This is a genomic window from Nonomuraea sp. NPDC023979 (genome assembly GCF_040639085.1).
Lineage (GTDB): Bacteria > Actinomycetota > Actinomycetes > Streptosporangiales > Streptosporangiaceae > Nonomuraea > Nonomuraea ceibae.
Genome location: NZ_JBEZZG010000060.1, coordinates 1 through 23,199, shown reverse-complemented (window position 1 = coordinate 23,199; position 23,199 = coordinate 1). Strand labels below are relative to the sequence as shown.

Annotated in this window: 29 protein-coding genes and 1 pseudogene; 14 read left to right on the top strand and 16 right to left on the bottom strand. The window is 72.4% G+C overall.

Annotated elements, in window-relative coordinates; translation table 11 throughout:
- Positions 1–87: 87 nt before the first annotated feature.
- Complete coding sequence (locus AB0G11_RS47950; protein WP_357593896.1) at positions 88–963, bottom strand: helix-turn-helix transcriptional regulator; 876 nt, start codon at positions 961–963, stop codon at positions 88–90.
- 160 nt (positions 964–1,123) lie between these two features.
- Between AB0G11_RS47950 and AB0G11_RS47945 the strand changes: the two genes are divergently transcribed.
- Positions 1,124–2,029 (top strand): oxidoreductase, encoded by a 906-nt coding sequence (locus AB0G11_RS47945; protein WP_357593894.1) that lies wholly within the window; start codon positions 1,124–1,126, stop codon positions 2,027–2,029.
- Positions 2,030–2,110: 81 nt separating this feature from the next.
- Here the strand turns inward: AB0G11_RS47945 and AB0G11_RS47940 are convergent, their stop codons facing one another.
- Positions 2,111–2,668, bottom strand: a complete 558-nt coding sequence (locus tag AB0G11_RS47940) for a helix-turn-helix domain-containing protein (RefSeq protein WP_357593892.1) — start codon at positions 2,666–2,668, stop codon at positions 2,111–2,113.
- Between the two features lie 96 nt (positions 2,669–2,764).
- Here AB0G11_RS47940 and AB0G11_RS47935 point away from each other — a divergent pair, with 96 nt between their 5' ends.
- Genes AB0G11_RS47935 through AB0G11_RS47925 form a run of 3 tightly spaced genes read left to right on the top strand, consistent with a single transcriptional unit; the run spans position 2,765 to position 4,905 of the window.
- Entirely contained in the window at positions 2,765–3,679 is a 915-nt protein-coding gene (locus tag AB0G11_RS47935) for an NmrA/HSCARG family protein (RefSeq protein ID WP_357593890.1), read from the top strand.
- A gap of 25 nt (positions 3,680–3,704) precedes the next feature.
- Positions 3,705–4,253, top strand: coding sequence for a VOC family protein (locus tag AB0G11_RS47930; RefSeq protein ID WP_219509147.1), 549 nt, complete (start codon positions 3,705–3,707; stop codon positions 4,251–4,253).
- A gap of 49 nt (positions 4,254–4,302) precedes the next feature.
- On the top strand, positions 4,303–4,905 hold the full coding sequence (locus AB0G11_RS47925; RefSeq protein ID WP_357593888.1) for a cadmium resistance transporter: 603 nt from the start codon (positions 4,303–4,305) through the stop codon (positions 4,903–4,905).
- Here the strand turns inward: AB0G11_RS47925 and AB0G11_RS47920 are convergent.
- Complete coding sequence (locus AB0G11_RS47920; RefSeq protein ID WP_357593886.1) at positions 4,855–5,694, bottom strand: NAD(P)-binding domain-containing protein; 840 nt, start codon at positions 5,692–5,694, stop codon at positions 4,855–4,857. The genes AB0G11_RS47925 and AB0G11_RS47920 overlap by 51 nt on opposite strands.
- 177 nt (positions 5,695–5,871) lie before the next feature.
- Here AB0G11_RS47920 and AB0G11_RS47915 point away from each other — a divergent pair.
- Positions 5,872–6,003 (top strand): annotated as a pseudogene (locus AB0G11_RS47915) (SDR family oxidoreductase); the annotation flags it as partial.
- On the opposite strand, the gene AB0G11_RS47910 reads toward AB0G11_RS47915, so the two are convergent.
- Both AB0G11_RS47910 and AB0G11_RS47905 read right to left on the bottom strand, forming a co-directional pair.
- Positions 5,938–6,108, bottom strand: a complete 171-nt coding sequence (locus tag AB0G11_RS47910) for a hypothetical protein (protein WP_219509142.1) — start codon at positions 6,106–6,108, stop codon at positions 5,938–5,940. The pseudogene AB0G11_RS47915 and the gene AB0G11_RS47910 overlap by 66 nt on opposite strands.
- A gap of 11 nt (positions 6,109–6,119) precedes the next feature.
- Entirely contained in the window at positions 6,120–7,517 is a 1,398-nt protein-coding gene (locus AB0G11_RS47905; RefSeq protein WP_357593884.1) for an FAD-dependent monooxygenase, read from the bottom strand.
- 117 nt (positions 7,518–7,634) lie between these two features.
- Here AB0G11_RS47905 and AB0G11_RS47900 point away from each other — a divergent pair, with 117 nt between their 5' ends.
- Positions 7,635–8,054 (top strand): helix-turn-helix domain-containing protein, encoded by a 420-nt coding sequence (locus tag AB0G11_RS47900; RefSeq protein WP_357593883.1) that lies wholly within the window; start codon positions 7,635–7,637, stop codon positions 8,052–8,054.
- Between the two features lie 151 nt (positions 8,055–8,205).
- On the opposite strand, the gene AB0G11_RS47895 is transcribed toward AB0G11_RS47900, so the two are convergent.
- Both AB0G11_RS47895 and AB0G11_RS47890 read right to left on the bottom strand, forming a co-directional pair.
- Positions 8,206–8,787 (bottom strand): dihydrofolate reductase family protein, encoded by a 582-nt coding sequence (locus AB0G11_RS47895; protein WP_357593881.1) that lies wholly within the window; start codon positions 8,785–8,787, stop codon positions 8,206–8,208.
- A 66-nt stretch (positions 8,788–8,853) separates the two neighbouring features.
- Positions 8,854–9,693, bottom strand: a complete 840-nt coding sequence (locus AB0G11_RS47890; protein WP_357593879.1) for a helix-turn-helix domain-containing protein — start codon at positions 9,691–9,693, stop codon at positions 8,854–8,856.
- Positions 9,694–9,760: 67 nt separating this feature from the next.
- Between AB0G11_RS47890 and AB0G11_RS47885 the strand changes: the two genes are divergently transcribed.
- Entirely contained in the window at positions 9,761–10,408 is a 648-nt protein-coding gene (locus AB0G11_RS47885) for a dihydrofolate reductase family protein (protein WP_357593877.1), read from the top strand.
- Positions 10,409–10,434: 26 nt separating this feature from the next.
- Here the strand turns inward: AB0G11_RS47885 and AB0G11_RS47880 are convergent, their stop codons facing one another.
- From AB0G11_RS47880 to AB0G11_RS47870, 3 genes are all read right to left on the bottom strand, one after another.
- Positions 10,435–10,944, bottom strand: a complete 510-nt coding sequence (locus AB0G11_RS47880; protein ID WP_357593875.1) for a carboxymuconolactone decarboxylase family protein — start codon at positions 10,942–10,944, stop codon at positions 10,435–10,437.
- Positions 10,945–10,981: 37 nt separating this feature from the next.
- A complete protein-coding gene (locus AB0G11_RS47875) occupies positions 10,982–11,455 on the bottom strand; it encodes a carboxymuconolactone decarboxylase family protein (protein WP_357593873.1) in 474 nt (157 codons plus the stop codon).
- 130 nt (positions 11,456–11,585) lie between these two features.
- Positions 11,586–12,269 carry a hydrolase gene (locus tag AB0G11_RS47870; protein WP_357593871.1) on the bottom strand — a complete coding sequence of 228 codons (684 nt, stop codon included), beginning with the start codon at positions 12,267–12,269 and terminating at the stop codon, positions 11,586–11,588.
- Positions 12,270–12,497: 228 nt separating this feature from the next.
- On the opposite strand from AB0G11_RS47870, the gene AB0G11_RS47865 reads away from it, so the two are divergent.
- Positions 12,498–12,869 carry a hypothetical protein gene (locus AB0G11_RS47865; protein ID WP_219509134.1) on the top strand — a complete coding sequence of 124 codons (372 nt, stop codon included), beginning with the start codon at positions 12,498–12,500 and terminating at the stop codon, positions 12,867–12,869.
- An 89-nt stretch (positions 12,870–12,958) separates the two neighbouring features.
- On the opposite strand, the gene AB0G11_RS47860 is transcribed toward AB0G11_RS47865, so the two are convergent.
- Positions 12,959–13,606, bottom strand: a complete 648-nt coding sequence (locus AB0G11_RS47860; RefSeq protein ID WP_357593869.1) for a helix-turn-helix domain-containing protein — start codon at positions 13,604–13,606, stop codon at positions 12,959–12,961.
- 105 nt (positions 13,607–13,711) lie between these two features.
- Here AB0G11_RS47860 and AB0G11_RS47855 point away from each other — a divergent pair, with 105 nt between their 5' ends.
- Positions 13,712–13,999 carry a DUF4287 domain-containing protein gene (locus tag AB0G11_RS47855; RefSeq protein ID WP_357593867.1) on the top strand — a complete coding sequence of 96 codons (288 nt, stop codon included), beginning with the start codon at positions 13,712–13,714 and terminating at the stop codon, positions 13,997–13,999.
- A gap of 125 nt (positions 14,000–14,124) precedes the next feature.
- Positions 14,125–14,676 (top strand): hypothetical protein, encoded by a 552-nt coding sequence (locus AB0G11_RS47850; protein ID WP_357593865.1) that lies wholly within the window; start codon positions 14,125–14,127, stop codon positions 14,674–14,676.
- Here AB0G11_RS47850 and AB0G11_RS47845 read toward each other — a convergent pair.
- Genes AB0G11_RS47845 through AB0G11_RS47835 form a run of 3 tightly spaced genes read right to left on the bottom strand, consistent with a single transcriptional unit; the run spans position 14,673 to position 17,480 of the window.
- Positions 14,673–15,998, bottom strand: a complete 1,326-nt coding sequence (locus AB0G11_RS47845) for a cytochrome P450 (RefSeq protein WP_357593863.1) — start codon at positions 15,996–15,998, stop codon at positions 14,673–14,675. The two genes, AB0G11_RS47850 and AB0G11_RS47845, sit on opposite strands and share 4 nt — an antisense overlap.
- 4 nt (positions 15,999–16,002) lie before the next feature.
- Positions 16,003–17,232, bottom strand: coding sequence for a beta-ketoacyl-[acyl-carrier-protein] synthase family protein (locus AB0G11_RS47840; RefSeq protein ID WP_357593862.1), 1,230 nt, complete (start codon positions 17,230–17,232; stop codon positions 16,003–16,005).
- Entirely contained in the window at positions 17,232–17,480 is a 249-nt protein-coding gene (locus AB0G11_RS47835; RefSeq protein ID WP_219509125.1) for a phosphopantetheine-binding protein, read from the bottom strand. The genes AB0G11_RS47840 and AB0G11_RS47835 overlap by 1 nt, the downstream gene beginning before the upstream one ends.
- Before the next feature lie 198 nt (positions 17,481–17,678).
- On the opposite strand from AB0G11_RS47835, the gene AB0G11_RS47830 reads away from it, so the two are divergent.
- On the top strand, positions 17,679–18,689 hold the full coding sequence (locus AB0G11_RS47830; protein ID WP_357593860.1) for a 3-oxoacyl-[acyl-carrier-protein] synthase III C-terminal domain-containing protein: 1,011 nt from the start codon (positions 17,679–17,681) through the stop codon (positions 18,687–18,689).
- A 23-nt stretch (positions 18,690–18,712) separates the two neighbouring features.
- Here AB0G11_RS47830 and AB0G11_RS47825 read toward each other — a convergent pair whose 3' ends face one another.
- Positions 18,713–18,928, bottom strand: a complete 216-nt coding sequence (locus AB0G11_RS47825) for a hypothetical protein (protein WP_357593858.1) — start codon at positions 18,926–18,928, stop codon at positions 18,713–18,715.
- A 223-nt stretch (positions 18,929–19,151) separates the two neighbouring features.
- Here AB0G11_RS47825 and AB0G11_RS47820 point away from each other — a divergent pair, with 223 nt between their 5' ends.
- The 3 genes from AB0G11_RS47820 to AB0G11_RS47810 all read left to right on the top strand — a co-directional run bounded on the left by AB0G11_RS47820 (position 19,152) and on the right by AB0G11_RS47810 (position 22,436).
- Positions 19,152–19,547: a hypothetical protein gene (locus AB0G11_RS47820; RefSeq protein WP_357593856.1), complete on the top strand. Its 396-nt coding sequence runs from the start codon at positions 19,152–19,154 to the stop codon at positions 19,545–19,547.
- Positions 19,548–19,577: 30 nt separating this feature from the next.
- The gene (locus AB0G11_RS47815) at positions 19,578–21,758 is read left to right on the top strand and encodes an MMPL family transporter (RefSeq protein WP_357593854.1); all 2,181 of its coding nucleotides are present in this window, start codon (positions 19,578–19,580) and stop codon (positions 21,756–21,758) included.
- An 81-nt stretch (positions 21,759–21,839) separates the two neighbouring features.
- Positions 21,840–22,436, top strand: a complete 597-nt coding sequence (locus tag AB0G11_RS47810; RefSeq protein WP_357593852.1) for a hypothetical protein — start codon at positions 21,840–21,842, stop codon at positions 22,434–22,436.
- Here the strand turns inward: AB0G11_RS47810 and AB0G11_RS47805 are convergent.
- The coding region (locus AB0G11_RS47805) for a hypothetical protein (RefSeq protein WP_357593850.1) at positions 22,426–23,199 on the bottom strand (774 nt) is incomplete at its 5' end. The genes AB0G11_RS47810 and AB0G11_RS47805 overlap by 11 nt on opposite strands.

Sequence of the window (23,199 nt, the reverse complement as noted above, 5' to 3'; positions counted from 1 at the left end):
CAGTTCTGTCGTCACAAACGGATCTTGAACGCCCTCGCTTCATGTCCGCAGCCGAACAGCTGATCTCCACCCCTTGGAATCAATCATCTAGGCGGACCGCTCGCCGGTGCGCGCCGAGCGGGTCGCGTGCAACGAGGCCAGGAGCCGCAGCCGGTCGGCGTCGGCGCTGCCCGGCTCGGCGGTGTAGACCAGCATGACCGGGCCGGGGCTGCCGGGCAGCGGGTAGGTGTCCCAGTCCAGGACGATGTCGCCGACCTCCGGGACCCGGAAGGTCTTGGCGCCGCTGACCGACTCGCGCACGTCGTGCCGGGCCCACAGCCGCCGGAACTCGGCGCTGCGGATGCTCAGCTCACCGACGATCGCGGTGGCGCGCGGATGGGTGGGGTCGGTGGCGACGGCGGCGCGCATCATGCCGATGTAGTCCAGGGCCTGCCGCTCCCAGTCGGGGCAGCTCCGCTCGCCGGTCAGCGTGTCGTCGAACATCAGCAGGAGCATGTTGAGCCGGTCGCGCGGGCAGTCGCCCGGGTCGCCGAGCAGCGCCTGGGCCATCGGGTTCCAGTCGAGCAGGTCGAGGTGCCGGCCGAGCACGACCGCCGGGGTGTCCATCACCCGCAGCAGCCGCCGGGTGCTGTCCGGCACCCTTTCCGGCCCCCGGTCCACCCGCGCGGGCGCGGGCCGGCGGGCGGCGCGGGCCAGGGTGAACAGGTGCCGGCGCTCCTCGTCGGCGAGGCCGAGCGCCCCGGCCAGCGCGTCCAGGACGTCGTCGGACGGGCGCACCTCGCGGCCCTGCTCCATCCGCTGGTAGTAGTCGGTGCTCAACCCGGCCAGCAGGGCCAGCTCCTCGCGCCGCAGCCCGGTGACCTTGCGGCGTCCGCCCGGCTCCAGGCCCACGTCGTACGGACTCAGCCGGTTGCGGCGGGCCCGCAGGAAGTCCCCGAGCTCACGGGCGTACAGGTTGGTCATGCCGCAAGTCTGCCGCCTGACCGGCCCCCCAAGGTAGGTCCCGCGGACCTAGGCAACCGGGAACGACGGAGGCGGCCCGCGTCGCCCCTAACGTCGGCGGTCGACCGCACCGAGCCTGACGTCGGCGGTCGACCGCACCCGAGACCTCCAGGAGCAGCAGATGACCGGATGGACCGCTGATCGCATCCCCGACCAGCACGGCCGGATCGCCGTCGTGACCGGCGCCAACTCGGGCCTCGGCCTGGTCACCGCCACCGAGCTGGGCCGCCGCGGCGCCCGTGTCGTGCTCGCCGTCCGTAACACCGCCGCCGGTCAGGAGGCCGCCCGCCGCATCGGCGGCGACGTCGAGGTGCGCGAGCTGGACCTGGCCCGCCTCGACTCGGTACGCGCGTTCGCCGCGAAGCTGGCCGCCGACCACCCGGCGATCGACCTGCTGGTCAACAACGCCGGCGTGGTGCTGCTCGGCCCGCGCCGTACCACCGCCGACGGCTTCGAGCTGCACCTCGGCACCAACATGCTGGGCCACTTCGCGCTGACCGGCCTGCTGCTCGGCAACCTGGCCGCGGCCGCCCGCCCGCGGGTGGTCAGCCTCAGCTCGATCACCCACAGGAACGCCCACCTCGACCTCGACGACCTGATGTTCGAACGTGACTATCGAGCCGCTCCCGCCTACGGCCGGTCCAAGCTCGCCACCACGATCTTCGCCGTCGAGCTGGACCGCCGCCTGCGCGCCGCCGGATCGCCGATCATCAGCACGCTGGCCCACCCCGGCCTGACCCGCACCAACCTCACTCCGCGCGCCTGGGAGCACCGCGGCCGGCTCGGGCAGGTGATCGCGCGGCTCGGCCTGGTGGTCACCCAGCCGGTGGAACGCGGCGCGCTGCCGCAACTGCGCGCCGCGACCGACCCCCGGGTGCGGGGCGGCCAGTTCTTCGGGCCGTCCGGGCCCTGGGAGACCCGCGGCCCGGTCGCCGAGGCCCGGCTCAGCCGCGAGGCGGCCGATCCGGCCGTCGGCAGGTGGCTCTGGGAGGCGGCCGGGCGGTTGACGGGCGTCACGTACCTCTGAACCAGCCGAGACGCGGGCGAATGCCGGGCGGCGGCCATCCGATCAGCGCGCCCCGCGAGGCCGGGGCGTCGTGGGGGACGCTCAGGGCCGGATGCCGTCGAGGGCGAGGCGGAGCAGGCGGAGTGCCGTCGGCGGATCGCCCTCGGTGGCCTGGGCGACCGCCTCCGCCAGGGCGAGCAGGTCGTCCGGGGAGACTCCGGGGCGGACGGCGGCTGCCGCGAGGGCGCGATCCGTCAGCGTCACGGTCGCCTCCCGCATGACGGCGTGGCAGGTGTCGCCGGCCGACGGGCCGGCGCCCGCCCCGGCGGCCAGCGAAGCGGGCAGGCCGCGGGTGTTCACGGCGGAGATCGTCAGCTCTTCCAGCCAGGTCACGAGTCCCGTCCGGGGGTCGCCGGCGGCCAGCTCGCGGGCGCGCAGGCGAAGCCGTTCGACCTCGTCGCGGAAGACCTCCTCGAGCAGCGCCTGGCGGGAGGCGAAGTGCCGGTGCAGGGTCGCGGAGCCCACGCCCGCCTCACGGGCGATCTCCTCCAGGGAGACCTGGGCCCCCTCGCGGGCGACGAGAGCCGCGGCCGTCGCGACGAGCCGCTCGTGGTTGCGCTGCCAGTCCGATCGCTGCGGCGTGGCCTTGGGGTTCGCCATGAGGACACCCTTTCATCTGGACAACCGGAGGGCCACCCCATATGTTGGGTGGCACGAAGTGGGGTGCCACCCCATATCGATCCCTGGAGGAGTGCCGTGCCTGAATCGTCATCGTTCGTGCTGGTCACCGGAGCGACCGGCAAGCAAGGAGGCGCCGTGGCCCGCGCGCTGCTTCACGCCGGCGTCCCCGTTCACGCCCTGGTGCGGGACCCCGGCTCCGAGCGTGCCACCGCCCTCGGCGCTCTGGGCGCCGTCCTCGTGCGAGGCGACCTCGACGACGTCGCGTCGCTGGAAGCGGCGCTCGACGGCGCCCGCGCCGTGTTCTCGGTGCAGACCTATGATCCCGCCGACCCGATGGGCGACTCCGAGGTCCGGCACGGGCGCAACCTCGTCGAGGCCGCCCGGGCGGCGGGCGTCGGGCACGTGGTGCACACCTCGGTGTCGGGCGCGGGCACCGTCGACGTCGAACGCTTCGACGAGCGGCGCTGGGGCGCGCACATGCGGCACTACTGGCGCGGCAAGGCCGCGGTCGAGGACCTCGTACGCGGCGCGGGCTTCCCCCGGTGGACGATCCTGCGCCCGGCCACGTTCATGGAGAACTTCGTCCGGCCGTCGTCCTACTTCGCGGACCTGACCTCGGACCGGCTCCTCGTCGGGGTCGATCCCGACGTCCCGCTTCCCTTCGTCGCGGTCGGCGACATCGGGGCGGCCGCCGCCACGGCGTTCGCGGAACCCGGGCGTTTTCACGGCGTCGAGCTCGAACTCGCCGGTGACGTCCTGAGCTTCCGCACCGCCGCCCGGGTGCTGTCGGAGGCCCTCGACACCACGATCGAGCTTCCGGCCGGCCCGGAGCAAGCCCTCGCGGACGGCCTGATGACCGGGCTCTTCCAGGCGCAGCAGTACATGAGCGCACATCCCGCACCGGCGCGCCCCGAGTTCGCCGCGGACCTGGGGATTCCGCTGACCGCCTTCCACCAGTGGGCGCGGGCCGTCATCGCGGCAGGAGCCTGACCGCAATCGTCCCTAGCCTCCCGGCATGGAGATGACCGAGCAAGGTCCCGAACCCCGGGGCGAGAACACTGTCAACGGATTCGTCGTCGTCGACGGAGCCGAATCCTTCATCGACTTCCTCGTCGCGGTCTTCGACGCGACGGAGCGGGAGGAGGCCCGCACCCCTGACTTCCACGCCGCGGACGGAACGCTGATCCACGCCGAAGTCAAGATCGGCAACTCGTTGATCATGGTCGCCGACCGCAAGGCCGACTGGCCGTTCACCCCGGCCCTGACCCAGGTGTACGTCGCCGACCCCGAGGAGACGCTGCGCAGAGCGGTCGCACGCGGCGCGACCGTCGTCACGCCGGCTTCCCCCTTCTACGGCGGGTACGGCATCGCCCGGTTCCTCGACCCGTGGCACAACCTGTGGTGGCTGTTCTTCCCGGCGGCGGAGACCGGCCCGGCGGACGGGGAGGAGCCGAGCTGGGAGGAGCCCGCCGAACCCGGCCCCGTGTACGCGACGCTGCTCGAGGCGATGGCCACCCTGGCCGCACCAGCGCGATCGAGCCGGCGTTCGTCGGCGGGGGAGTGACCTTGTAGGGTCGCCGGGGGCGCATCACGGGTGAAGGGGAAGAACCGGCGTGAACGTGGGTGTCGTCGGTCAGGCGGCCGGGCTGTTCGCCATCACCAACGTCGACGACCTCGTGATCCTGGCGTTGTTCTTCGCCCGGGGCGCCGGGAGCCCGGGTGCGGCGGCGCGGGTGGTGGCCGGCCAGTACCTCGGGTTCCTGGGCATCCTGGTCGTGGCCGTGGTCGCGGCCTCCGGCGCCGCCCTTCTGCCCGAGCCGGTGCTGCCGTATCTGGGTCTGCTGCCGCTGCTCCTGAGCCTGAAGGCGGCCTGGCAGGCGTGGCGGAGCCACCGCGACGGCGAGGACGAGGGGCCCGGGGAGGCGCCGGCCGGGGGGCCGAGGGCATGGGAGGTGGCCGCGGTCACCTTCGCCAACGGCGGCGACAACATCGGCGTGTACGTGCCGGTGTTCACCACCGCCGGGGCCGGCTCGACGACCGTCCACATCGTCGTGTTCCTGGCCCTGGTCGCCGTATGGTGTGCCGCCGGCCGGTTCTTCGCCACCCGGCCGGTCGTCGCCCGGACGCTGAGCCGGTGGGGTCACGTACTGCTGCCGCTCGTGCTGTCAGGCATCGGCGTGGCGATCCTCGTCGAGGGCGGCGCCTTCGGCCTGTAGGTCCCGCGCGCCGCCGTCCCGCGGTCCGTCGAGCCGGGTGAGGAGGTCGTCGAGGGTCTGGCCGAGGGCTTGGGCGTTGGCCGGGGTGAACCAGGTGGTGCGGACGCGTTCGTTGCTGCCGTTCGGGGTCTCGTGGTCGGCCGCGAGCTGGTGCAGGGAGCGGGTCCGGTCGCTCAGGGAGCGGCCGACGCCCTGGAAGAGACCGCGGACGTAGCTGTCGGCGGCCTCCGGGGCGATGCCGTGGCCGGTGGCCCACGACGCGATCGTGGCGAGGTAGGAGTAGTGGGCGGTCAGCGTTCCCGTCAGTGCGGAGAAGACGTTGAAGGCCGCCTCGTCCTCGACCGGGAGCACCCCGCCCAGCCGCGCGAACAGGTCGTCGACGACCGGGTGCGCGGGGTGCGTCACGGTGACGGAACGGCGCTCGCGGACGGCGGGCAGGGGGATGGCCCGTACCAGCGGGGCGCCGGTGGCCAGCGTCCGGCCCAGGTCGTCGTTGCCGACCCCGGCCATCACGTTGACCACGACCCTGTCGTCGCCCACGGTCAGGCCGGCCAGCGCTTCGTGCCGATCGTCGCGGCGCACGGCGATGATCACGATGTCGGAGCGGTCCAGCACCTCCTGATTGCCCGCGCACACCCGTACGCTCTCGTAGCGCCTGGACAGTTCAGCGGCCGTGCGAGCTCCCCGCGGGGAGAGGAACACCTCGGGAGCGTCGCCGGCCCCCTCGCACAGGCCCGTCACGATCGCCCGGCCGATCTCACCCACTCCGATGACGCCGACGCGCTTCATCGTGCCTCCTTCTTCCGTACGGGTCAGCGGCGGACGCTGATACCGGCATGACGCTGCTCCTGTTCGTCGGAGGCATCCGGACCCGGCCGACGCTAGTCGAACCCCCGATCGAACCGATGGAGAATTATCGTCCCCACGCGCAAGAATCTTGCGCGCTGAACCTAGGCCGGGCGAGGCGCGCAGACCGGCACCGGCCGGGCCGGCACGCCGCGGGACGTCGCCGAGACCGTGCACCGGCTCGCCTCACCCGGCGCGGGCCACGTCACGGCCCAGGTCGTCCAGGTGAACGGCGGAGCCGAGCGTGGCCGCCGAGCCGCCGCGCGACGGCGCCGACGACATCCAGGACGCCTGGCCGCGGGAGCTGCCCGGCATCCCGGCTTCGGGGTGTGTGACGTGACGCCCGCGTACGTCCATGCCGCTCCCCGTCAGGTCAGAGGGAGTTCTGCCATGGCGTCCGCCAGCTGCCCGGCAGTGTCTCCGGCGGCCCACACGTGCCCGTCGGGGCGCATGAGCATGGCGTCCGTGGGCCAGGGCAGCTCGGTCTCGTACAGCTGGAGGTCCGCGCTCACGGCGAGGTCCTTCAGCGCCGGGGTGGCCTCCTGGGCCAGCAGCACCGGGCGGCCCTCGCGCAGCAGGCGCAGCTGCTCGCGGGTGGCCGGGAGGCGCCGGCCTGCCAGGGGATGGGCTCCCGGATAGCGTACGGCCAGCGCCGTCAGCGTGTCGGCCAGCTCGGCCGCCACGTCGGGATGGGCGCGCAGCAGGTCCGCCATGAACCGGCGCAGGGACAGGCCCTCCTCGGTGGTGGCGGTGATCAGGGCGGTCTGGGCCTTGGTGTGTTCGACCAGGGACTCGCCGACGGGGTGGCGTTCCTGGTGGTAGGTGTCCAGCAGGGACGCCTCCGCCCGGCCCCGCTGGACCGCGGCCAGCTTCCACCCCAGGTTCATTGCGTCCTGCAGGCCCACGTTCAGCCCGACACCGCCCGCCGGGAAGTGCATGTGCGCGGCGTCGCCCGCCAGGAACACCCGGCCCTTCCGGTACTGCGCCGCGAGCCGGGTGGCGTTGCCGAAGCGGGACAGCCACACGGGGGAGTGCATGCCGAAGTCCGTGCCCGCGATCCGCTTCGTCGTCTCCCGCAGGGACTCCAGGGTCGGGGTGAGGGTTGAGGGGGCGTACCCGGTGACGCGGTAGCGCCCGCCGGGGATCGGGGCCACGATCAGCGCGCCGTGCGCGTTGTGCCAGGTGCCCGGCCGTTCCGGCGGGTCGGCCAGCTCGACGTCGCCGAGGAAGCCGAAGATGGTCGAGTCGGTGCCGGGGAAGCCGATGCCCGCCGCCTGGCGTACGGTGCTGCCCGCGCCGTCCGCGCCGACCACGTGGTCCGCGGTGATCTCGTACGCGCCGTCGGGCCCGCTGACCCGCAGCGTCACGCCCTGTTCGTCCTGGCTCAGCCCGGTCACCCGGTGCCCGCGCCGGATCACCACCCCGAGGGCCAGGGCGTGCTGTTCGAGCAGTTCCTCGGTGCGCAGCTGCGGGTGCGCGAGCATGAACGGGAACGGCGTGGCCAGCTCCCGGAAGTCCAGGCGGGCGGGCAGCATGCCGAAGTGCCCGTCCGGCACGGGCAGCCCGCCGTCGAGGAAGGCCTGTTCCTGCCCGCGCATCGCCAGCACCTCGATCGTGCGCGGGTGGATGGCCAGCGCCTTGGAGTGCGGGCTGCGCTGCTCGGCCCGTTCCAGGACCAGCGGTCGCCCGCCGCCCAGGGCCAGCTCCGCAGCCGTCCACAGCCCGACCGGGCCCGCGCCGACCACGACGGTGTCGTGTGCGTTCACAGTGATCACTCTCCGTTGCGTTGAGGTGTGGCGCGGGCGTGGTCGTGGATCGAGGTGACCGCCCCGCACGTGTTACATACTGGTAGTGCGGTTACAGCCGGATGAGAGGAAATCGAGATGGCGTCAGCGCGACAGATCGCTGGTCCGTGCCAGGCGTGGCCGGAGGACAGCGCCTTCATCCGTGAGGTGCTCGACCGCATCGGCGACAAGTGGACGGTGCTGACCATCAGCACCCTGAACGCCGGCCCGCTGCGCTATTCCGACCTGCAGGCGAGCATCCCGGGAATCTCCCAGCGGATGCTGACCCAGACGCTCAAGCATCTCGAGCGCGACGGCCTGATCACCCGGACCGCATACGCCGAGGTCCCGCCGCGAGTGGAGTACGAGCTGACGAAGCTGGGCCGGTCGCTGATCGACGCGGTGACGGCGATGGCCGGCTGGGCCGCCACCCATCACGGCGAGATCGCCCGCAACCGGGCCGCCAGCGAGCTCATCGGAGTCGGCCGGGGCAGATCCGGCCGGCTCCGCGACGCCTGATGTGGCATCAAGGGGGCCATTTCCCTCACCTCACTCGTAGTGCGTAACACCATCATGAGTGAGTAAGAGAGGGTCTACAAAAGGCACATTCAGGTGCGTGGCACCGCCCCCCAGGCGCCACGCACTCCCGTCTACAGGTGAATCAGATGGATCAGCGGCGCACCTGGTAGCGCAGGTGAAGCACCCGGTTGCCCTGGATCACCACGTCGGGATCCTCCAGCAGGTGCTGCGCGTGGACCGACCCGAAGTAGCGCTTGCCGGACCCGAACACCACCGGCACGACGTCCATGCGCACCTCGTCGGCCAGCCCCGCGGCGAGCACCTGGCCACCGACGTCGCCGGCGGCGACCTCGATCACGCGGTCGCCCGCGAGCTCCTGCGCCTTGGCCATGGCCGCCTCGACGCCGTCGACGAAGTGAAACGGCGCCGCCGGGTCCCAGCCCTCGGGCTGCGGCCGGTGCGTCACGACGACCACGTGGTCGATGCCGCTGGGCGGCTTTCCGTCCCAGCCGTCCGTCAGGTCGAAGACGTGGCGGCCGACGATCGTGACCCCGATCCGGTCCCAGTACGCCTTGGTGTAGTCATAGGACGTCTGCGGCACCTTCAGCTCGCCGCTCTCGTCCAACGGGACGTCACCGCTGGTCAACCAGTCGAACAGCGGTCCGGGCAGGTCGTTCTCGTCCGCGATGAAGCCGTCCGCCGACACCGAGCTGTACATGACCACCTTGCCCACGGGGCCCCTCCTCCATTTTGGGTGCCCTCAAGTTAGCGTGCCGTGAGCTGCCGCTCTTGTAAGAAATCAATCGGCCGGCAGCGGCCAGCCGTCCAGCGCATGGCCGGGATGCTCGCGCAGGAACCGCCGCCGGACCTCGACGTACCGGGTCGGCGTGAGCCCGGTGAACGCCCGGAACTCGTGGCCGAAGTGGGCCTGGTCGAAGTAGCCTGCGCCACCGGCGAGCTCGCCCCAGTCGATCGGTCCGGCGGGGTCGATCGCGAACACGGTGGCGGTGAAGCGGTGGGTGCGGGCCAGCCGCTTCGGCGTGACGCCGATGACCTCCTTGAACCGCTGCGCCAGATGCGTGCTGCTGACACCGGCCGCCGCGCTCAGGTCGCCGATCGCCACCGCCCCGCCGGCCGCCGCGATGACGCCGCTCGCATGGCGGACCAGCCCCAGGCCGGTGGTCTCGCGCAGCCGTCGCGTCAGCGCCTGTTCGAGCAGCGTCAGCATCTCGTCCGGGCCGTCCGCCGTGGCCAGCCGGTCCCGCAGCTCGGCGACGGCGGGCCGGCCCCAGACCTGCTCCACCGTCACCGGCCGGTCGCACAGCTCGGCCGCGGGCATCGGCAGGAACGGCGCCAGCCCCCACGGCTTGAAGTGCACGCCGACGGACCGGGTCCGCGGCGGGTAGCCGAACTCCAGCGCGCGGGTGGGCATGGTGACCACGCAGCCGTCGGCGTACTCGGCCGTCCCGAGGTCGGCGCCGGCGCGGATGCGGAACGGCGCCCCGAGGTTGACGATGAGCAGCGCCGCCGGCATCGGCGGCAGCGTCAGCCGGGCGTACGGCGACGCGCCCTCCAGGTAGTAGAGGTCGTCGATCAGCCTGTCCAGCGGCGGACGCGGCACTCTGGACAAGTACTCCACGCCCACAGTATCGCCGACGCCGTCCGACCGGGCGCGATGAGTTCCGTCGCCGAGAACGGTCCACCCCATGACCCTTGGAGGACGGGCCGGAACCACCGGGCCGAGCGGTAACCAGAGGAGGACCCTCAGGGGCAAGGTCTTCAGCCACATGACGATGTCGCTGGACGGATACATCGCGCAGCCGGATGACCAGGTCGGCGAGCTGTTCGACTGGTACGAGGCCGGGGACGTGGTCGTGCCGAACCCGAACGAGGACATCTCGGTCAAGGTCGACGAGGCGGGTGCGGAGGCATGGCGGGACCTCACCGAGAACACCGGCGCGCTCGTCGCCGGCCGCCGCCTGTTCGACATCGCCGGCGGCTGGAACGACAGGCATCCGGCCGGCGCACCCGTGGTCGTCGTCACGCACCGGCCGCCGGCGGACGCTGCCGGGAAGTGGCCGGCGACGACGTTCGTCGACGGGGTCGAGGCGGCGATCCAGCGGGCGAAGCAGATCGCCGGCGACCGGAACGTCACGATCGCCAGCGCGAACGTGACGCAGCAGGCCCTCGCCCTCGGCCTGGTGGACGAGGTGTGCGTCAGCCTCGTGCCGGTGCTGTTCGGCGAGGGGATCCCGTACTTCTCCAAGCTCGAAGGCGGGCACCTCCTGCTCGACGACCCGATCGTCATCCAGGGCCGGCGCGCCCTGCACCTGCGCTACCCGGTCCGTTGCTGAGCTCGGCGCGCCGGGCCTAGCTCCCGTCACTTCCTCCAGTTCTCGCCCGGTGCCCGGCCCGGGGAGGGCTTGCCGACGAGGGTGATGGGGGCGAAGAAGCAGCTCCTGCCGATCGCCATGCACAGCGTCACGAGCGCCTTCTCGTCGTAGTGCGCGGACGCCCTGGCGAACAGTTCGTCCGGGACGCGCTCGCCGGACGGGTTCGGGGTGAGAATGGCGTCCACCAGCTCCAGTGCGACCAGCTCCGCGCCGGTGAAGTAGTGGGGCGCGTCCCGCCAGCTCGCCACGGCGGTGATGCGCTCCTCCGGCTCCCCTTCCTCGCGAAGATTGCCCGACTGCACGACCGTGTGGTACGTGCTGCCGATGAGCTGGCCGATCCGGAGCTGGGCCAGCAGGATCGTGGTCCGCGGGACCGAGCCGTTCTCGGCGGCCCTGGTCATTCCTCCGGCGATCGCCCCCAGTTCGGGCACGAACGTGCTCGGGTCGGAGAGACGCGATTCGGGACCGCTCGGCGCGGTCGTGGCGTGTTCGGTCATGACGAGGTCGTCCTCTCGGCTATGGGGGTTTCCGGATCTACCACTGGCCGGGCCGGTAGGTGCCGGGGGCGGGCTGCGCGGTGATGATGTTCATGCGGTTGAAGGCGTTCATCACGGCGATGTGCGCCACCAGGGCGGCGAGCTGGTCCTCGTCGTAGTGCCTGGACGCCGCCGCCCACGTCTCGTCGCTGACGCCCCCGGCGGCGTCGGCGACGCGGGTGCCCTCTTCCGCGAGTGCCAGGGCGGCCCGCTCGGCGTCCGTGTAGACCGGCGCCTCCCGCCAGACCGGGACCAGGTTGATCCGCAGGGAGGTCTCTCCCGCGTGCTCGGCGTCCTTGGTGTGGATCTCGACGCAGGGCGCGCAGCCGTTGATCTGGCTGATGCGGAGTGCCACCAGCTCCTTCGTGAGCGGCGGCAGGGACGAGTCCGTGACGACCTTGCCCGCCGAGATGACGTACTTCACGGCCTTGGCCCCGACCGGGTTCTCGGCGTAGTTGAAACGGCTCTCCATGACGATCTCCTCGCTGCTTCGGTTGTCACACCTCAGAGACGAAGGAGCCGGGACGCCCGGGACGACCGGCCGGCATGACGCACGTCACATCGGGGAGCCCCCGGAACGTGTCCCCAACCCGGCCGGAGCCCTAGAACAGGTTGCCGGAGCGCTGCCCGATGGCGCGCTTGCGGCGGAAGTAGTCGTTGATGACGACGCGGTAGAGATCGGCGTCGTCCCGCGCCCAGTCGCGCATGAACTCGCAGCCCAGGGCGAGCGAGGTGACGGGCTGCGCACCGGCCTGAATCATGCGCTGGACGGCTGTCTCGTGGGTGACGGGCGAGACCCCGCCGACGGCGTCGATGACGGGGTAGACCTCGAAGCCTTCGCGGAGCATGTCCAGAGTGGGAAAGGCGAGGCAGACCTCCGTCCACAGCCCCGCCATGATGATCTTCTTTCGGCCGGTGGCTTCGACCGCCGCCCGGAAGTCCGGGTCCTCCCAGGAGTTCACGCCTGTACGGTCGATCTCCGTGACCCCGGGAAGCTCCCGGGTGATCTCCTCGACGGTCGGCTGGTTGACGCCCATGCCGACCGCGACGGTGCTCAGTACGGTCGGGACCTGGTAGGCGTGGGCGAGCTTGGCCAGCGTGACGGCCCCGAGGTTGATCTCGTCCCGCGTCGAGGACCCCACGGTCGCGTACTGCCCTTCCTGGAAATCGATCAGGACGATGGCACTGTTCCGCGGGGTCAGCAGGTGGTCCTGGCGCGGATCGCGGATGGGCTCTGGGGCGGTCTTGGGCGGGCTGCTCTGCGGTGACATCATTCCTGTCCTCACCTACGGACCTCAAGGGCACCGGCCACGGACCCGGCACGCCAGTGCCGCACCTGCCAACTTCACCCGTTCCCGGCTCCCGAACGCGTTATGGCCGCGCACCGGTCGTGAGACCGTCATGTTTCGGGATGCTGAGGACGCCGGGCGTGCGTCCCCGGCATACCGCAGACATACCGCTCGTCCGTATCGTCCCCTCCACATCGACCCAGGAACGAAAGGGACATGAGAATCATGCGGCTATCGGTCGGAATCATCGCTCTGACAGTCTCCGCCGGACTGCTCGCGGGAGCCCAGCCGGCGAGCGCCGCCACGACGCAGGCAGCAGCGGCGTGCAGCGTCAGCCCGGGCATCCCGTACAAGGACGGCGCGCACGTCGAGGGCACGGTCACGTGGGTCGGCGACTGCGGGCAGATGACGCTGAAGGTGCAGCGCAAGCGGTGGTACGGCTGGCAGACCATGAACTCGGACACCTGGACCAAGGACTCCGACAAGAAGGTCGGATTGCCGGCGAGATGCGGTGACGGCACCTACGACTGGCGCGTCTGGGTCTACGCGGAGAAGGCCGGCGGCTTCACCAACAGGAGCAGGAGGATCACCTGCTGATCCCGAGCTCGTGAGGACCTTGCGGGGCGCGCATCAGGCGTGGCCCCGCATTCACGTCTCCGGGCAGCGGCGTTTCGCTGCCTCGTTGATTAAAAGCGGAACATCTCGGCGAATCGGCCGAGCAGCACGGGATCGCCCTCGGCACGCAGGCTGCCGTCGCGGAGCAGCTCATCCGGGGTCTTGCCGCCACCCATCAGTTCGCGGACGGGGTGGCCGCTCAACCGCTCGATGACGAGGTCGGGGGCCGGGTGCGGGCCGATGCCGACCTCGAGTTCGCCATCGCTGACCTGCAAACGGAACGTGAAGTCACCCAGGCGGATCTCGTAACCGGCCGTGACCCCCCGGGCCGCCTGCGCCCGGAATGCTGTACGGAACGACATGGCGACCGATTCGGCGGTGACGAGCTCGCCGGGGCGGGGCTCGGTGAGCGTCCGCGCGCCCCAACGGCCCAGCGCGATCAACGCGGGTTCGAGGTCGCGTCCGTAGTCGGTCAGCTCGTACACGACGGCGCGATCGGGGTACGGGAGCGCGTGACGGGTGACCAGCGCCGCCTCTTCCAGCTGCTTGAGGCGGGCCGACAGGATGTTGGTCGGGATGGCCGGCAGGCCATTGCGCAGGTCCGTGTAGCGCTGGGCCCCGGTGAGCAGGTTGCGGATGACCAGCATGGTCCACCGTTCGCCGACCATCTCCATCGCGCGGGCCAGGCCGCAGAACTGTCCGTACTCCCTCGGCGCCATGGTGGCAATCCTAACCCATACTTCAGTTGACAAAGCGTACTTGCAAAAGACAAGCTTGCAGCCCATGGGGTTGCGAAGCATCCCCGTTGAAGAATGGAGAAGCGCATGTCCTTCCAGGCCTACCTCGACAACATCGAGGACAAGACCGGACTGACCCCTCGTGAGTTCATCGCTCTGGCGAAGGAACGCGGCTTCGACGCCCCGTCCGTGAAGGCCGGAGTGATCGTCGACTGGCTGAAGCAGGACTACGACCTCGGGCGCGGGCACGCGATGGCGCTGGTGCACGTCATCAAGAAGGGGCCGAAGATCGACGCCAAACACGTCGGCAGCTCGGGCTCCCACCGCGACGCGTCCGACACGCTCTGGCTGGACGGCAAGGACAGCCGGCCTTGACGAGCCGGATGAGCATCGGCACCCGGCGGCGTCCGGAACCGCCACACATGACGGAACTCGTGGCTGTCAGGGGTACACGCGAGCAGCCTGGGAACCTGCGGGACGATCTTCCTGTCTTACGGATCATGCGCAAGATCGCGACCGCGGCACTCGCCGGTTCCGGCATCCTCGTCCTCTCGTCCGCCTGCACCACGCCGCCCGAGTCCGCTTCCCCGGAGTCGTGCAGGTTCACCTGGTCCGGCATCGAGGACCGCGACGTCCTCACAGCGGTTTCCGAAGCGCGAACGCTGGCGAAAGGCGAGAAGTGGGTCCCGACCATGAAGGTGCTGCGATCGGGCGCCGCGCAGGTGACCGGCGTGAAGCTCGCCAACCCGCAGCAGGCGATCACGTCGCTGGGCAAGCGGGTCGGCCGGTCGTTGGCCCCCATCGGCCAGACGTACCCGTCCCAGGGCCGTCACGGTGAGAACTCCTTCGGCGCCCCGGGACGGTACGTGGTCTACCAGGCGGCGCCTCACCTGGTGGACGCCGACTTCGTCGTCGAGTGCGACGGGAAGCGCCTCGGCTCGGGACACGCCACCTCCTGGCAGCACGGCGACGCCGGCGGAACGGCAGAGTGCGGCACCAAGGCCGGGGACCGGAGCCGCATCGCCCGCATGGCGATCGAACTGGCCTGCTAGCGGCTCAACGGCCCTGCCAGGTCGGCCCGGGGGCGGTAGGTGACCAGGCAGTTGCGGCCCGGATGGTTGATCACCATGTGTGCCCGCTCGATGGGTTCGTCCCGCGCGTCCGGCGGCGGCGAGAGCTCACCACCCCGCAGGATCGTGTGGAGCAGCGCGCCGCTCTGCGCCATCGTGTACGGCTTGCCGGGGCACAGGTGGGCGCCGAGCCCGAACGGCAGCCAGCTTCCCGGCGCCGGGCGCGTGTCGAGGAAGCGTTCGGGCCTGAAGGCCGAGGGCGCGGGGAAGTGGCGGGCGTCGTGGTGCAGCGAGCGCAGGTGGACCAGCAGCGTCGTGCGCGGCTCGATGACGTAGGGACCGAGCCGGCAGGCGTGCCGGGTGACGCCGAGGGGCTTGAAGGCGACGGGCGGGCGCTGCCGCAGCGCCTCGCACGCCACGGCGGTGGCGAACGCCTCGCCGTCGCCGGCCAGCGCCTCCGCCGTCAGCCGCGCCATCGCCTCCGGGTGCCGCAGCAGCCGTTCCACGGTCCAGGCCAGGCCCACGGCGGTGGTCTCGTGCCCGGCCAGCAGCAGCGCCATCATCTGGTCGCACAGCGCCGCGTCGGTCAGCCCTGACCCGGACGGAGTCCGCGCCGCCATCAGCGAGCCGAGCACGTCGTCCCCGTGCCCGGCGGGGTCGCGGCGGCGGCGTTCGATCTCCGCGCCGATCAGGCGGACGCACCGCTCACGTAGCCGGTGGAACGATCGCCATGCCGCGACCGCGCCCGTACGCCGCATCATGTAGCGGACCTGCGTCGACGGCGCGTGCAACCGCGCCCGCAGCGCGGCGAACGGCGCACGCCAGGCCGCCAGCCGGTCGCCTTCGACGCCGAGCAGGACGCCCAGGAAGATGTCGAAGACCGTGTCGCTCAGGTGAGGCAGCAGCTCGAAGGGGACGCCCACCGGCCATGAGGCCATCGACCGGCTCACGGCGGCCGACATGAGGGCGCGGTGCCGTTCGAGAGCGCTGCCGCGCAGCGGGGGAAGGAGAAGCTTGCGGACCTGGAGGTGCTGCGACCCTTCCAGCGCCAGGATCGAGCGCGGACCCGCCGCCAGGTCGAGCGGGCCGCCCTCGAACGGGGCCAGCAGCCGCTCCCTGGCCGAGGACGCCTGCCTGACGTGATCGGCATCGCGCAGCATCGCCACGCGCCCGACGCCGGGGTTCCACATGGTGAAGATCGGGCCGTGCCGGTCGAAGGTCCGCTCGATCCAGGTCTCGCCCTGGCGCTGATACTCCAGCAGCGCCCGGATCCCGAGCCGCGCGGGGCGCATCTGCGAGGTCATGCGCTCAGGAGGCCGGGGTGAAGATCAGCGTGGCGTTGTGGCCGCCGAAGCCGAACGAGTTCGACACCACCGCCCCGGACGGGAGCGGGCGCGGCCGGCGCACCACGTCGATGTCACAGCGCTCGTCCGGGTCGTCGAGGTTGGCCGTGGGCGGGATGGTCAGCTCGGTGAGCGTCAGCACGCTCGCCACCGCCTCGATGGCCCCGGCGGCGCCGATGGCGTGGCCGGTCACGCCCTTGGTGGAGGTCACCGGCGGGCCGTCCGGCCCGAACAGGCGGGCGATCGCCTGGGCCTCGGCCAGGTCGTTGAGCTGGGTGCCGCTGCCGTGGGCGTTCACGTGCGCGACCGCGTCCGGGGTCAGGCCCGCGTCGGCGAGCGCCGCGCGCATGCTGCGGTACGCCCCCTGCCCCTGCGGGTGGGGAGCGGTCAGGTGGTGGCCGTCGGAGGTGCGGCTGTATCCGGCCAGTTCGGCATGGACGCGGGCGCCGCGGCGCAGCGCGTCCTCCAGCGGCTCCAGGACCAGGAATGCCGCCCCCTCGGCCAGGACGAACCCGTCCCGGGCGGTGTCGAACGGCCTGCTGGCCCGCTCGGGCTCGGCGGTGCGCCGCGACAGGGCCCGGCAGCGGTCGAAGGCCAGCAGCATGGTCGCCGTGATGCACGCCTCGGCCCCGCCCGCCACCACCAGGTCGGCCGAGCCGTCACGCAGCAGGCGGGCGCCCTCGCCGATGGCGTGGGCGCCGGAGGCGCACGCCGTCGCCACCGTGAAGCTCGGCCCCAGGAAACCGTGGTGCATGCTGATGGCGGCGGCCGGCGCGTTGGCCATGATCATGGGGACGAACCGGGGCGGCGGATTGCCGCGCCCCGCGTAACGGCTGTCCAGCATGTTCCGCTCGTACGTCTCGGTGCCGACGAAGCCCGTGCCCGTCACCACGGCGCGACGCTCAGGAGGCGCGGTGATCGCACCGGCGTCGGCCAGCGCGTCACCGGCCGCGCACATCGCCAGCAGCGCCACCCGGTCGAGCTGGCCCGCCTGCTTCGGGGTCAGGTAGCCGGCCGGGTCCAGGTCGCCGATCTGGCAGGCGAAGTCCACCGCCAGCCCTTCGGTGTCGAAGGAGGTGATCGTCCGCGCGGTGGAGCGCCCGCCTAGCAGCGTGTTCCACAGCTCCTTCGGGTTCGCGCCGGCCGGGGTGCGCACGCCCAGGCCCGTCACCGCGATGCGCGTCCGTGGCGGCATCAGGCCCGCTCTCCGGCGAGGTGGCGGGCCTGGTCCAGCACGTCGGCCACGGTTCGCACGTCCGCGAGCGTCTCGCGGGGGATCGGCCCCCACACCTCCTCCAGGGCGACGTGGATCTCGGCCAGGTCCAGGCTGTCGGCGTCCAGGTCCTCGCGCAGCCGGGCCTGCGCCGTGATCAGCCGCGGGTCCGTCTTCAGGACCTGCGCGCAGGTGTTCCGCACCACGGTCTCGATCTCGTCGTCGCTCACGGTCCCACTCCCGTCGCTCGGCCAGGGCGGCCACATCCGGGCCAGTCTCGGCGACGGGGGCGGCCTGCCAGGCAGGACACGGCGGGTGCGGAGCGGAGTTGATCGAATTTTGGCGGTGCGGGACGAGGCGGCGCGTCACACGCCGTGATCAACGGGGTCGTTCCTATCCTGACCGTAGTTGATCTAGAGGAGGCCGCCATGGGGGCGCCGTTGTACGCGCAGGTCACGGACGTGGCGCTGCATCTGCCCGGCACCAGCCTCACCACGACCGAGCTCGAGGACCGGCTCGCCGGCCTCAATCCCGGCGTGCCGATCCCGCGCAAGCTGATCGAGTGCGTCACCGGCGTGAGCAGCCGTCATGTGGCGGACGCGGACCAGCGGGCCCGCGACCTCGCGGTGACGGCGGCTCGCGAACTGCTGGTGCGCACCGGGCACCCGCCGGCGGCGCTGGATCTGATCATCTTCGCGGGCGTGTCCCTGGACGCGGTGGAGCCGGCCACCGCGCACATGGTGGCGGCCGAGCTGGGGGCGGGCTGTGCCGCGTTCGACGTGCGCAACGCCTGCAACAGCGTGCTGAACGCGATCGAGCTGGCTGACACGCTGATCACCGCGCGCCGCTACCGTACGGTCCTGGTCGTCTGCGGCGAGGTGGCGACCAGCGCCATCCGCTGGCGCGTGGGCTGCGAGCAGGAGTTCCGGGCCGCCATCCCGTCCTACACGGTGTCGGACTCCGGGGCCGCGCTGCTGCTCGAGGCCGCGGCCGTCCCCGGGATCATGGGGCACCGCTTCTGCGCCGTGCCGGAGTTCTGGCCCGCGGCGGTCATGCCGTTCCGGCGGCTGGAATCAGGCGGGCACGTGACCGGCCCGTTCACCGTCGACGCCGTGGGACTGGCCGTGGCCGTGCACAAGCTCGACCTGGACGTGCTGACGCAACCGCTGCGGGAGCACGGCGTCGGCTGGGACGACCTGGCCGCGATCTGCGTCCACCAGGCGTCGCTGCCGTCGCTGCGCTCGTTCTGCGAAGGCGCGGGCATTCCCCTGGACAAGGTCGTCGTGACCATCGCCGAGCACGGCAACCTCGTCGCCGCCACCCTGCCCGCGCAACTGCACGAGGCGGCGCGGAGCGGGCGGGTGCGGCGCGGCGATCTGGTCGCCCTCGTCGGGGTGGCCAGCGGCCTCAGCGCGGGAACGGTGCTCCTGCGCTGGTGAGCGGCCGGCCGCGCCGCCGTACGTCAGGCGAGGCCGCCCACGGGCTGCCCGTGGAAGCGGCCGCCGTAGCAGCTGAGACGGGTCGGGCTGGTGGCGCTCGGCACCACGACGCCCGAGCCGAGCAGGCAGTCGGCCATCGAGACCGCCTGGACCGGGGTCGCGGACGCGGCGGTGGCGCCGGCGAAGGGCAGCGCCACGGCCACCGCGAGGATGCCGAGTGCCATCGTGATCCGCGCCATGACGTGCTCCGTTACGTAGAGTGACGACCGATGTGTGTGCTAGCTACCGCATCGAGCGGCGTTTGAAACGAGGTCCGGAACGCCACTCCTTGGTGCTGCTTCGGCCGCGCCGACCGATGTGCAGTGAGTGATCGTGATAGTACGGAAAGTGTTGAAGGGTGCTGCGACCGCATGCGCGGCGCCCGCGAGCACGCGTACGTGGCCGGACCATCAGAGGATCGACGTGGACAAGCGCACCCTGCTCCTGCTGACCGTGACCGTCGCGGCCGTCGGCATCCTCCCGGCCACAGCCGAGGCCGCCGAGGCCGGCACGCCGATGCCCTCCACCCCGCCCGCCGCGCAGCTCACCACGCCGGCGAGCCCGCCGGAGGCCACGCCTGAGAGCACGCCGCCGGACACGGTGGCCTCTCCGGTGCTGCCGGCCGCGCCCGAGGGGCCGCCGCCGGGCGCGGACGCCGCCGGGGACCCGCCGCTCATGAGCTTCTGCGTGACGCTGCAGGGGCAGGCTCTGGTCACGGCCGGGATGGCGTTCATGACGGGCGGCGGCGTACAGAACGTTCCGCTCCTGGCGGTGGCCCCGTGCCCGGCCGGCAACAACGCCGCCACCCGCCTCCCGTAGCTCGATCCGCCGGTACGGAGAGGTGTGCTCATGCCGCTCGGCACCGTCCGCCGTCGCAGCCGCGACGTCCCCGCGCCGGGCAAGGCTCGCCGCCGCGGCGCCGTCCTGGCCCGCCTGGGAGCCGCGTCGGCCGCGCACGCCCGGCTGGTCGTGGCGGTCTGGCTGGTGCTGGCCGCCGCCGCGGCCGCCCTGGTGCCCGGCCTGCTGCAGCGGCTGAGCCCGCCCCCGCTGGAGCTGCGGGGTTCGGTCTCGGCCGAGGCCGCCGCCTTGATCGCCCGCAGCTTCCCGCACCAGGGCGACGAGCAACTGGTGCTCGCGTTCGACTCCGCGACGCTCCGCTCCCGCGACCCGCGCTACCAGCGGGCGGTGGCGGCGGTGGTGGAGGCGCTGCACGCCCGCCCGGACATCGGCGGCCTGCAGCCGCTTCCCTCGCCCGCCCAGGTCAACCCCCATCACGCGTACGTGATGGCCGGCGTGCACGGCGACGAACGCGCCCGCCAGCGGAACCTGCCCGGCCAGATCGCGACGGCCGCGCGGGCGGCCCGCGACGCCTCCGGCGGGACGGTGACGGTCGCGCTGGTGGGCGTGAGCCCGGTGTTCGCCGAGCTGATCCGCGCCGACCTGGACGACCTGCGCCGCATGGAGCTGGTGACGGTCCCGCTGATCCTGCTCCTGCTCGTCGTGGGACTCGGGGCGGCCGGGGCCGTGGCCGTGCCGCTGCTCGTGGCGGGCGGGGCCGGGCTGCTCAGCCTGGGGGTGCTGGCGCTGGGCGGCGCCGCCATCGGGATCGACTCGACGCTGCTGACCGCGACCGTGACGATCTGCCTGGCCCTGGGGCTGGACTACTGCCTGCTCATCCTGCTGCGCTACCGCCAGGGCCGCCGGGAGGGCGGCGGGCCGCGCGAGGCCGCCGCTCACGCCGTCGCCACGGCCGGCAGCACCGTCTGCTGGTGCGCGACGATCATCATGATCACCGCCGCCTGCATGCTGATCATCCCCGCGCCGGCGGTGCTCAGCATGGCGCTGGCGGCCGTGCTGGCCGCGTTCCTCACGCTCACGGCGGCCCTGACCCTGGCTCCCGCGCTGCTGGTGCTCCTCGACCGGCGGCTGGAGCCGACGAGGCGGCTCTGGCGTGCCCGGCGGGACGATCGCCCGCCCGCCTGGCTGCGCATCGCCGGGCACCTCATGCGCCGCCCGGGCCGGTACGCGCTCGCCGCCACCCTCCTCCTGCTGCTGGCCGCCGTCCCCGCGCTGGACCTGCGCCTGGGCCTGCACTTCGACCGCCACACCCTGGCCAGGACCGACGTGGGCCACGGGCTCGCCCAGATGGAGGACGACCACCTCGCCAACCTGACCCTGCTGGCCCTGCCCCACGCCCCCGGCACGGGCCCGGTCGATCCCAGCGCGCTCACCTCCGCCCTCGAACGCGATCCGCGCGTGACGATGACCGGCGCCATCGACAACGGCCGGGACCTGACGCTGGTCACCATCGCCGGCCGCGGCGCCCCCGACAGCACCGACGCCGCCGACCTGGTGCGCGACATCGGCCGGACGGCCCAGGAGTCGCTGCCCGCCGGCCAGCGGGTGCTCATGACGGGGGCGGCGGCCATGCTGGCCGAGGTCTACGACGAGATGCGCGGCCGCGCGTGGCAGGTGATCGCGCTGGTGCTGCTGGCGTCGTTCGTCCTGCTGCTGATCACCTTCCGCAGCCTGCTGATCCCGCTGAAGGCGATCGCCATGAACCTGCTGTCCGTGGGAGCCACCCTCGGCCTGGTCACCCTGTGCTTCCAGGGCACGGGCTCCACCGGTGACATCAACGCCGCGGTGCCGCTGCTGGCCCTGACCGTCGTGTTCGGCCTGTCCATGGACTACGAGGTGTTCCTGGTGCACCGCATCGCCGAGCACTACCGGCGCACCGGTGACAACACCGCCGCCGTGCTGCACGGCCTGCGGCACACCGCCCGGCCCATCACGCTCGCCGCCGCCATCATCGCCGTCACCTTCGCGGGTCTGCTGTTCACCCACCGGCACGACTTCCAGCAGGCGGGATTCGCCGTGGCCGTCGCGATCATCATCGACGCCACGCTCATCCGCATGGTCCTCGTCCCCGCGCTGATGCGCCTGCTCGGCCACCGCAACTGGTGGCTGCCCCGGCCGCTGGCCCGGCTGCTGCCGCCCCTGAGGCCGGTTGACGGCCCGCCGACCGGCTGACGCGCCCGCGCGGCTGGCGAGGTATCGGCACCTGTCGTGCTATTTCTGTAACTGATCAGTTACTCACTGCCAGGAGATGAGATGTTCACCCTGCCCGCCAGCGGACGGATCCGCAGCACGGCCCTCCCGGCCGCCGCCGCCGTCGTCGTCGTGTCCCTGCTCGCCGCCACGCCCCAGGTGGCCGCGCACACCGGCCAGAAGCTGGTGACCTGCACGGTCAGCACCACCCCCGGCCGGCCGATCACCCTCGACCCGCCCGTCAGCATGACCGCGCGCCGCATCACCGCCCGCGCCACCCTGGCGCTGACCCACTGCACCTCGCCCAACGGCGCCCACGCCCGGCTGCGCTCGGGCTGGCTGACCGCCCACGGCACCGGCCTGGGCTCGTGCACCAACGTCGACGACATCAGCGCCACCGGCCGGATCACCTGGTACGACGCCGACAAGCGGCCCGCCGGCACCTCCGTGATCAAGCCCGATCACTCCGCCATCGAGGCGGCCAGGAGCGTCAAGAGCTACAACCCCGGCGACATGCTGCTCGGCGGCAAAGTGACCAAGGGACGGCTGGCCGGGGCGTCCGTGGCGGGCAGCGCCATCCCCACCTCCGACATCACCACGTGCACCACCACCGGCATCGCCGCCGTGACCGGCACCGGCAAGATCTCCTTCATCGCCTGACGGCGGCCCCGCCCACCGGTGAGCCAGGACTGCCGCCCACCCCGACGGCGGCAGCCAGCTCCGCCACCGCCGCGTCAAGGAGCCCGGCCAGGCGCTCCGTACCGCCGAGCGAGCGCGACCAGAGGCCGGAGAACACCACCGACCCGCCGCCGTGCACGATCGCCATCACGCCGCCGCCGAAGTCCAGCGTCGGCGGCACCGCGAAACACCGGTCGACCGGCAGGCTGTCACCGGCGGCTATGGCGCTCACCACCAGCCCTCCGGCGGCGCCCCGCAACAGCAGGCGCTCCATCGCCCGGGAGCCGATCAGCGCGCCCGCCCCCCAGGCCAGCAGGGGAGAACGCAGCAGGTAGCGGTCGTGGCGATACCTCGACAGCCGCTCGAAGCCGGTCTCCGCCATGACGCGGCGCAGGCGTCCCCGGGGGCAGGGTTCCCCGCAGGGCAGGACGACCGGCACGCTGACGCAGCCGTTCCCCAGGCCGCCGTCGTGCAGCCGGCCGCTCAGGTTGAGCGGGAAGGAGATCGTGAGCCCCCGGCGGGCCGGCCGGCCGCGCTCCCAGTGACGCGGGTTCCACGAGCGCAGCGCGCCTGTCAGGACGGCCAGGGCCACCTGGGTGAGGCTCGCGCCGGTCTCGGCCGCGATGGCGGTCAGCGGCGCGGCGTCGCAGTGGTGGACCCGCAGCCGGGTGCCGCCGTCGGCCGTGGTGGCCGGCGGGCGCAGCCGGGCCGACCGCCCCGCCAGCCGCGCCCCGGTGGCCATCAG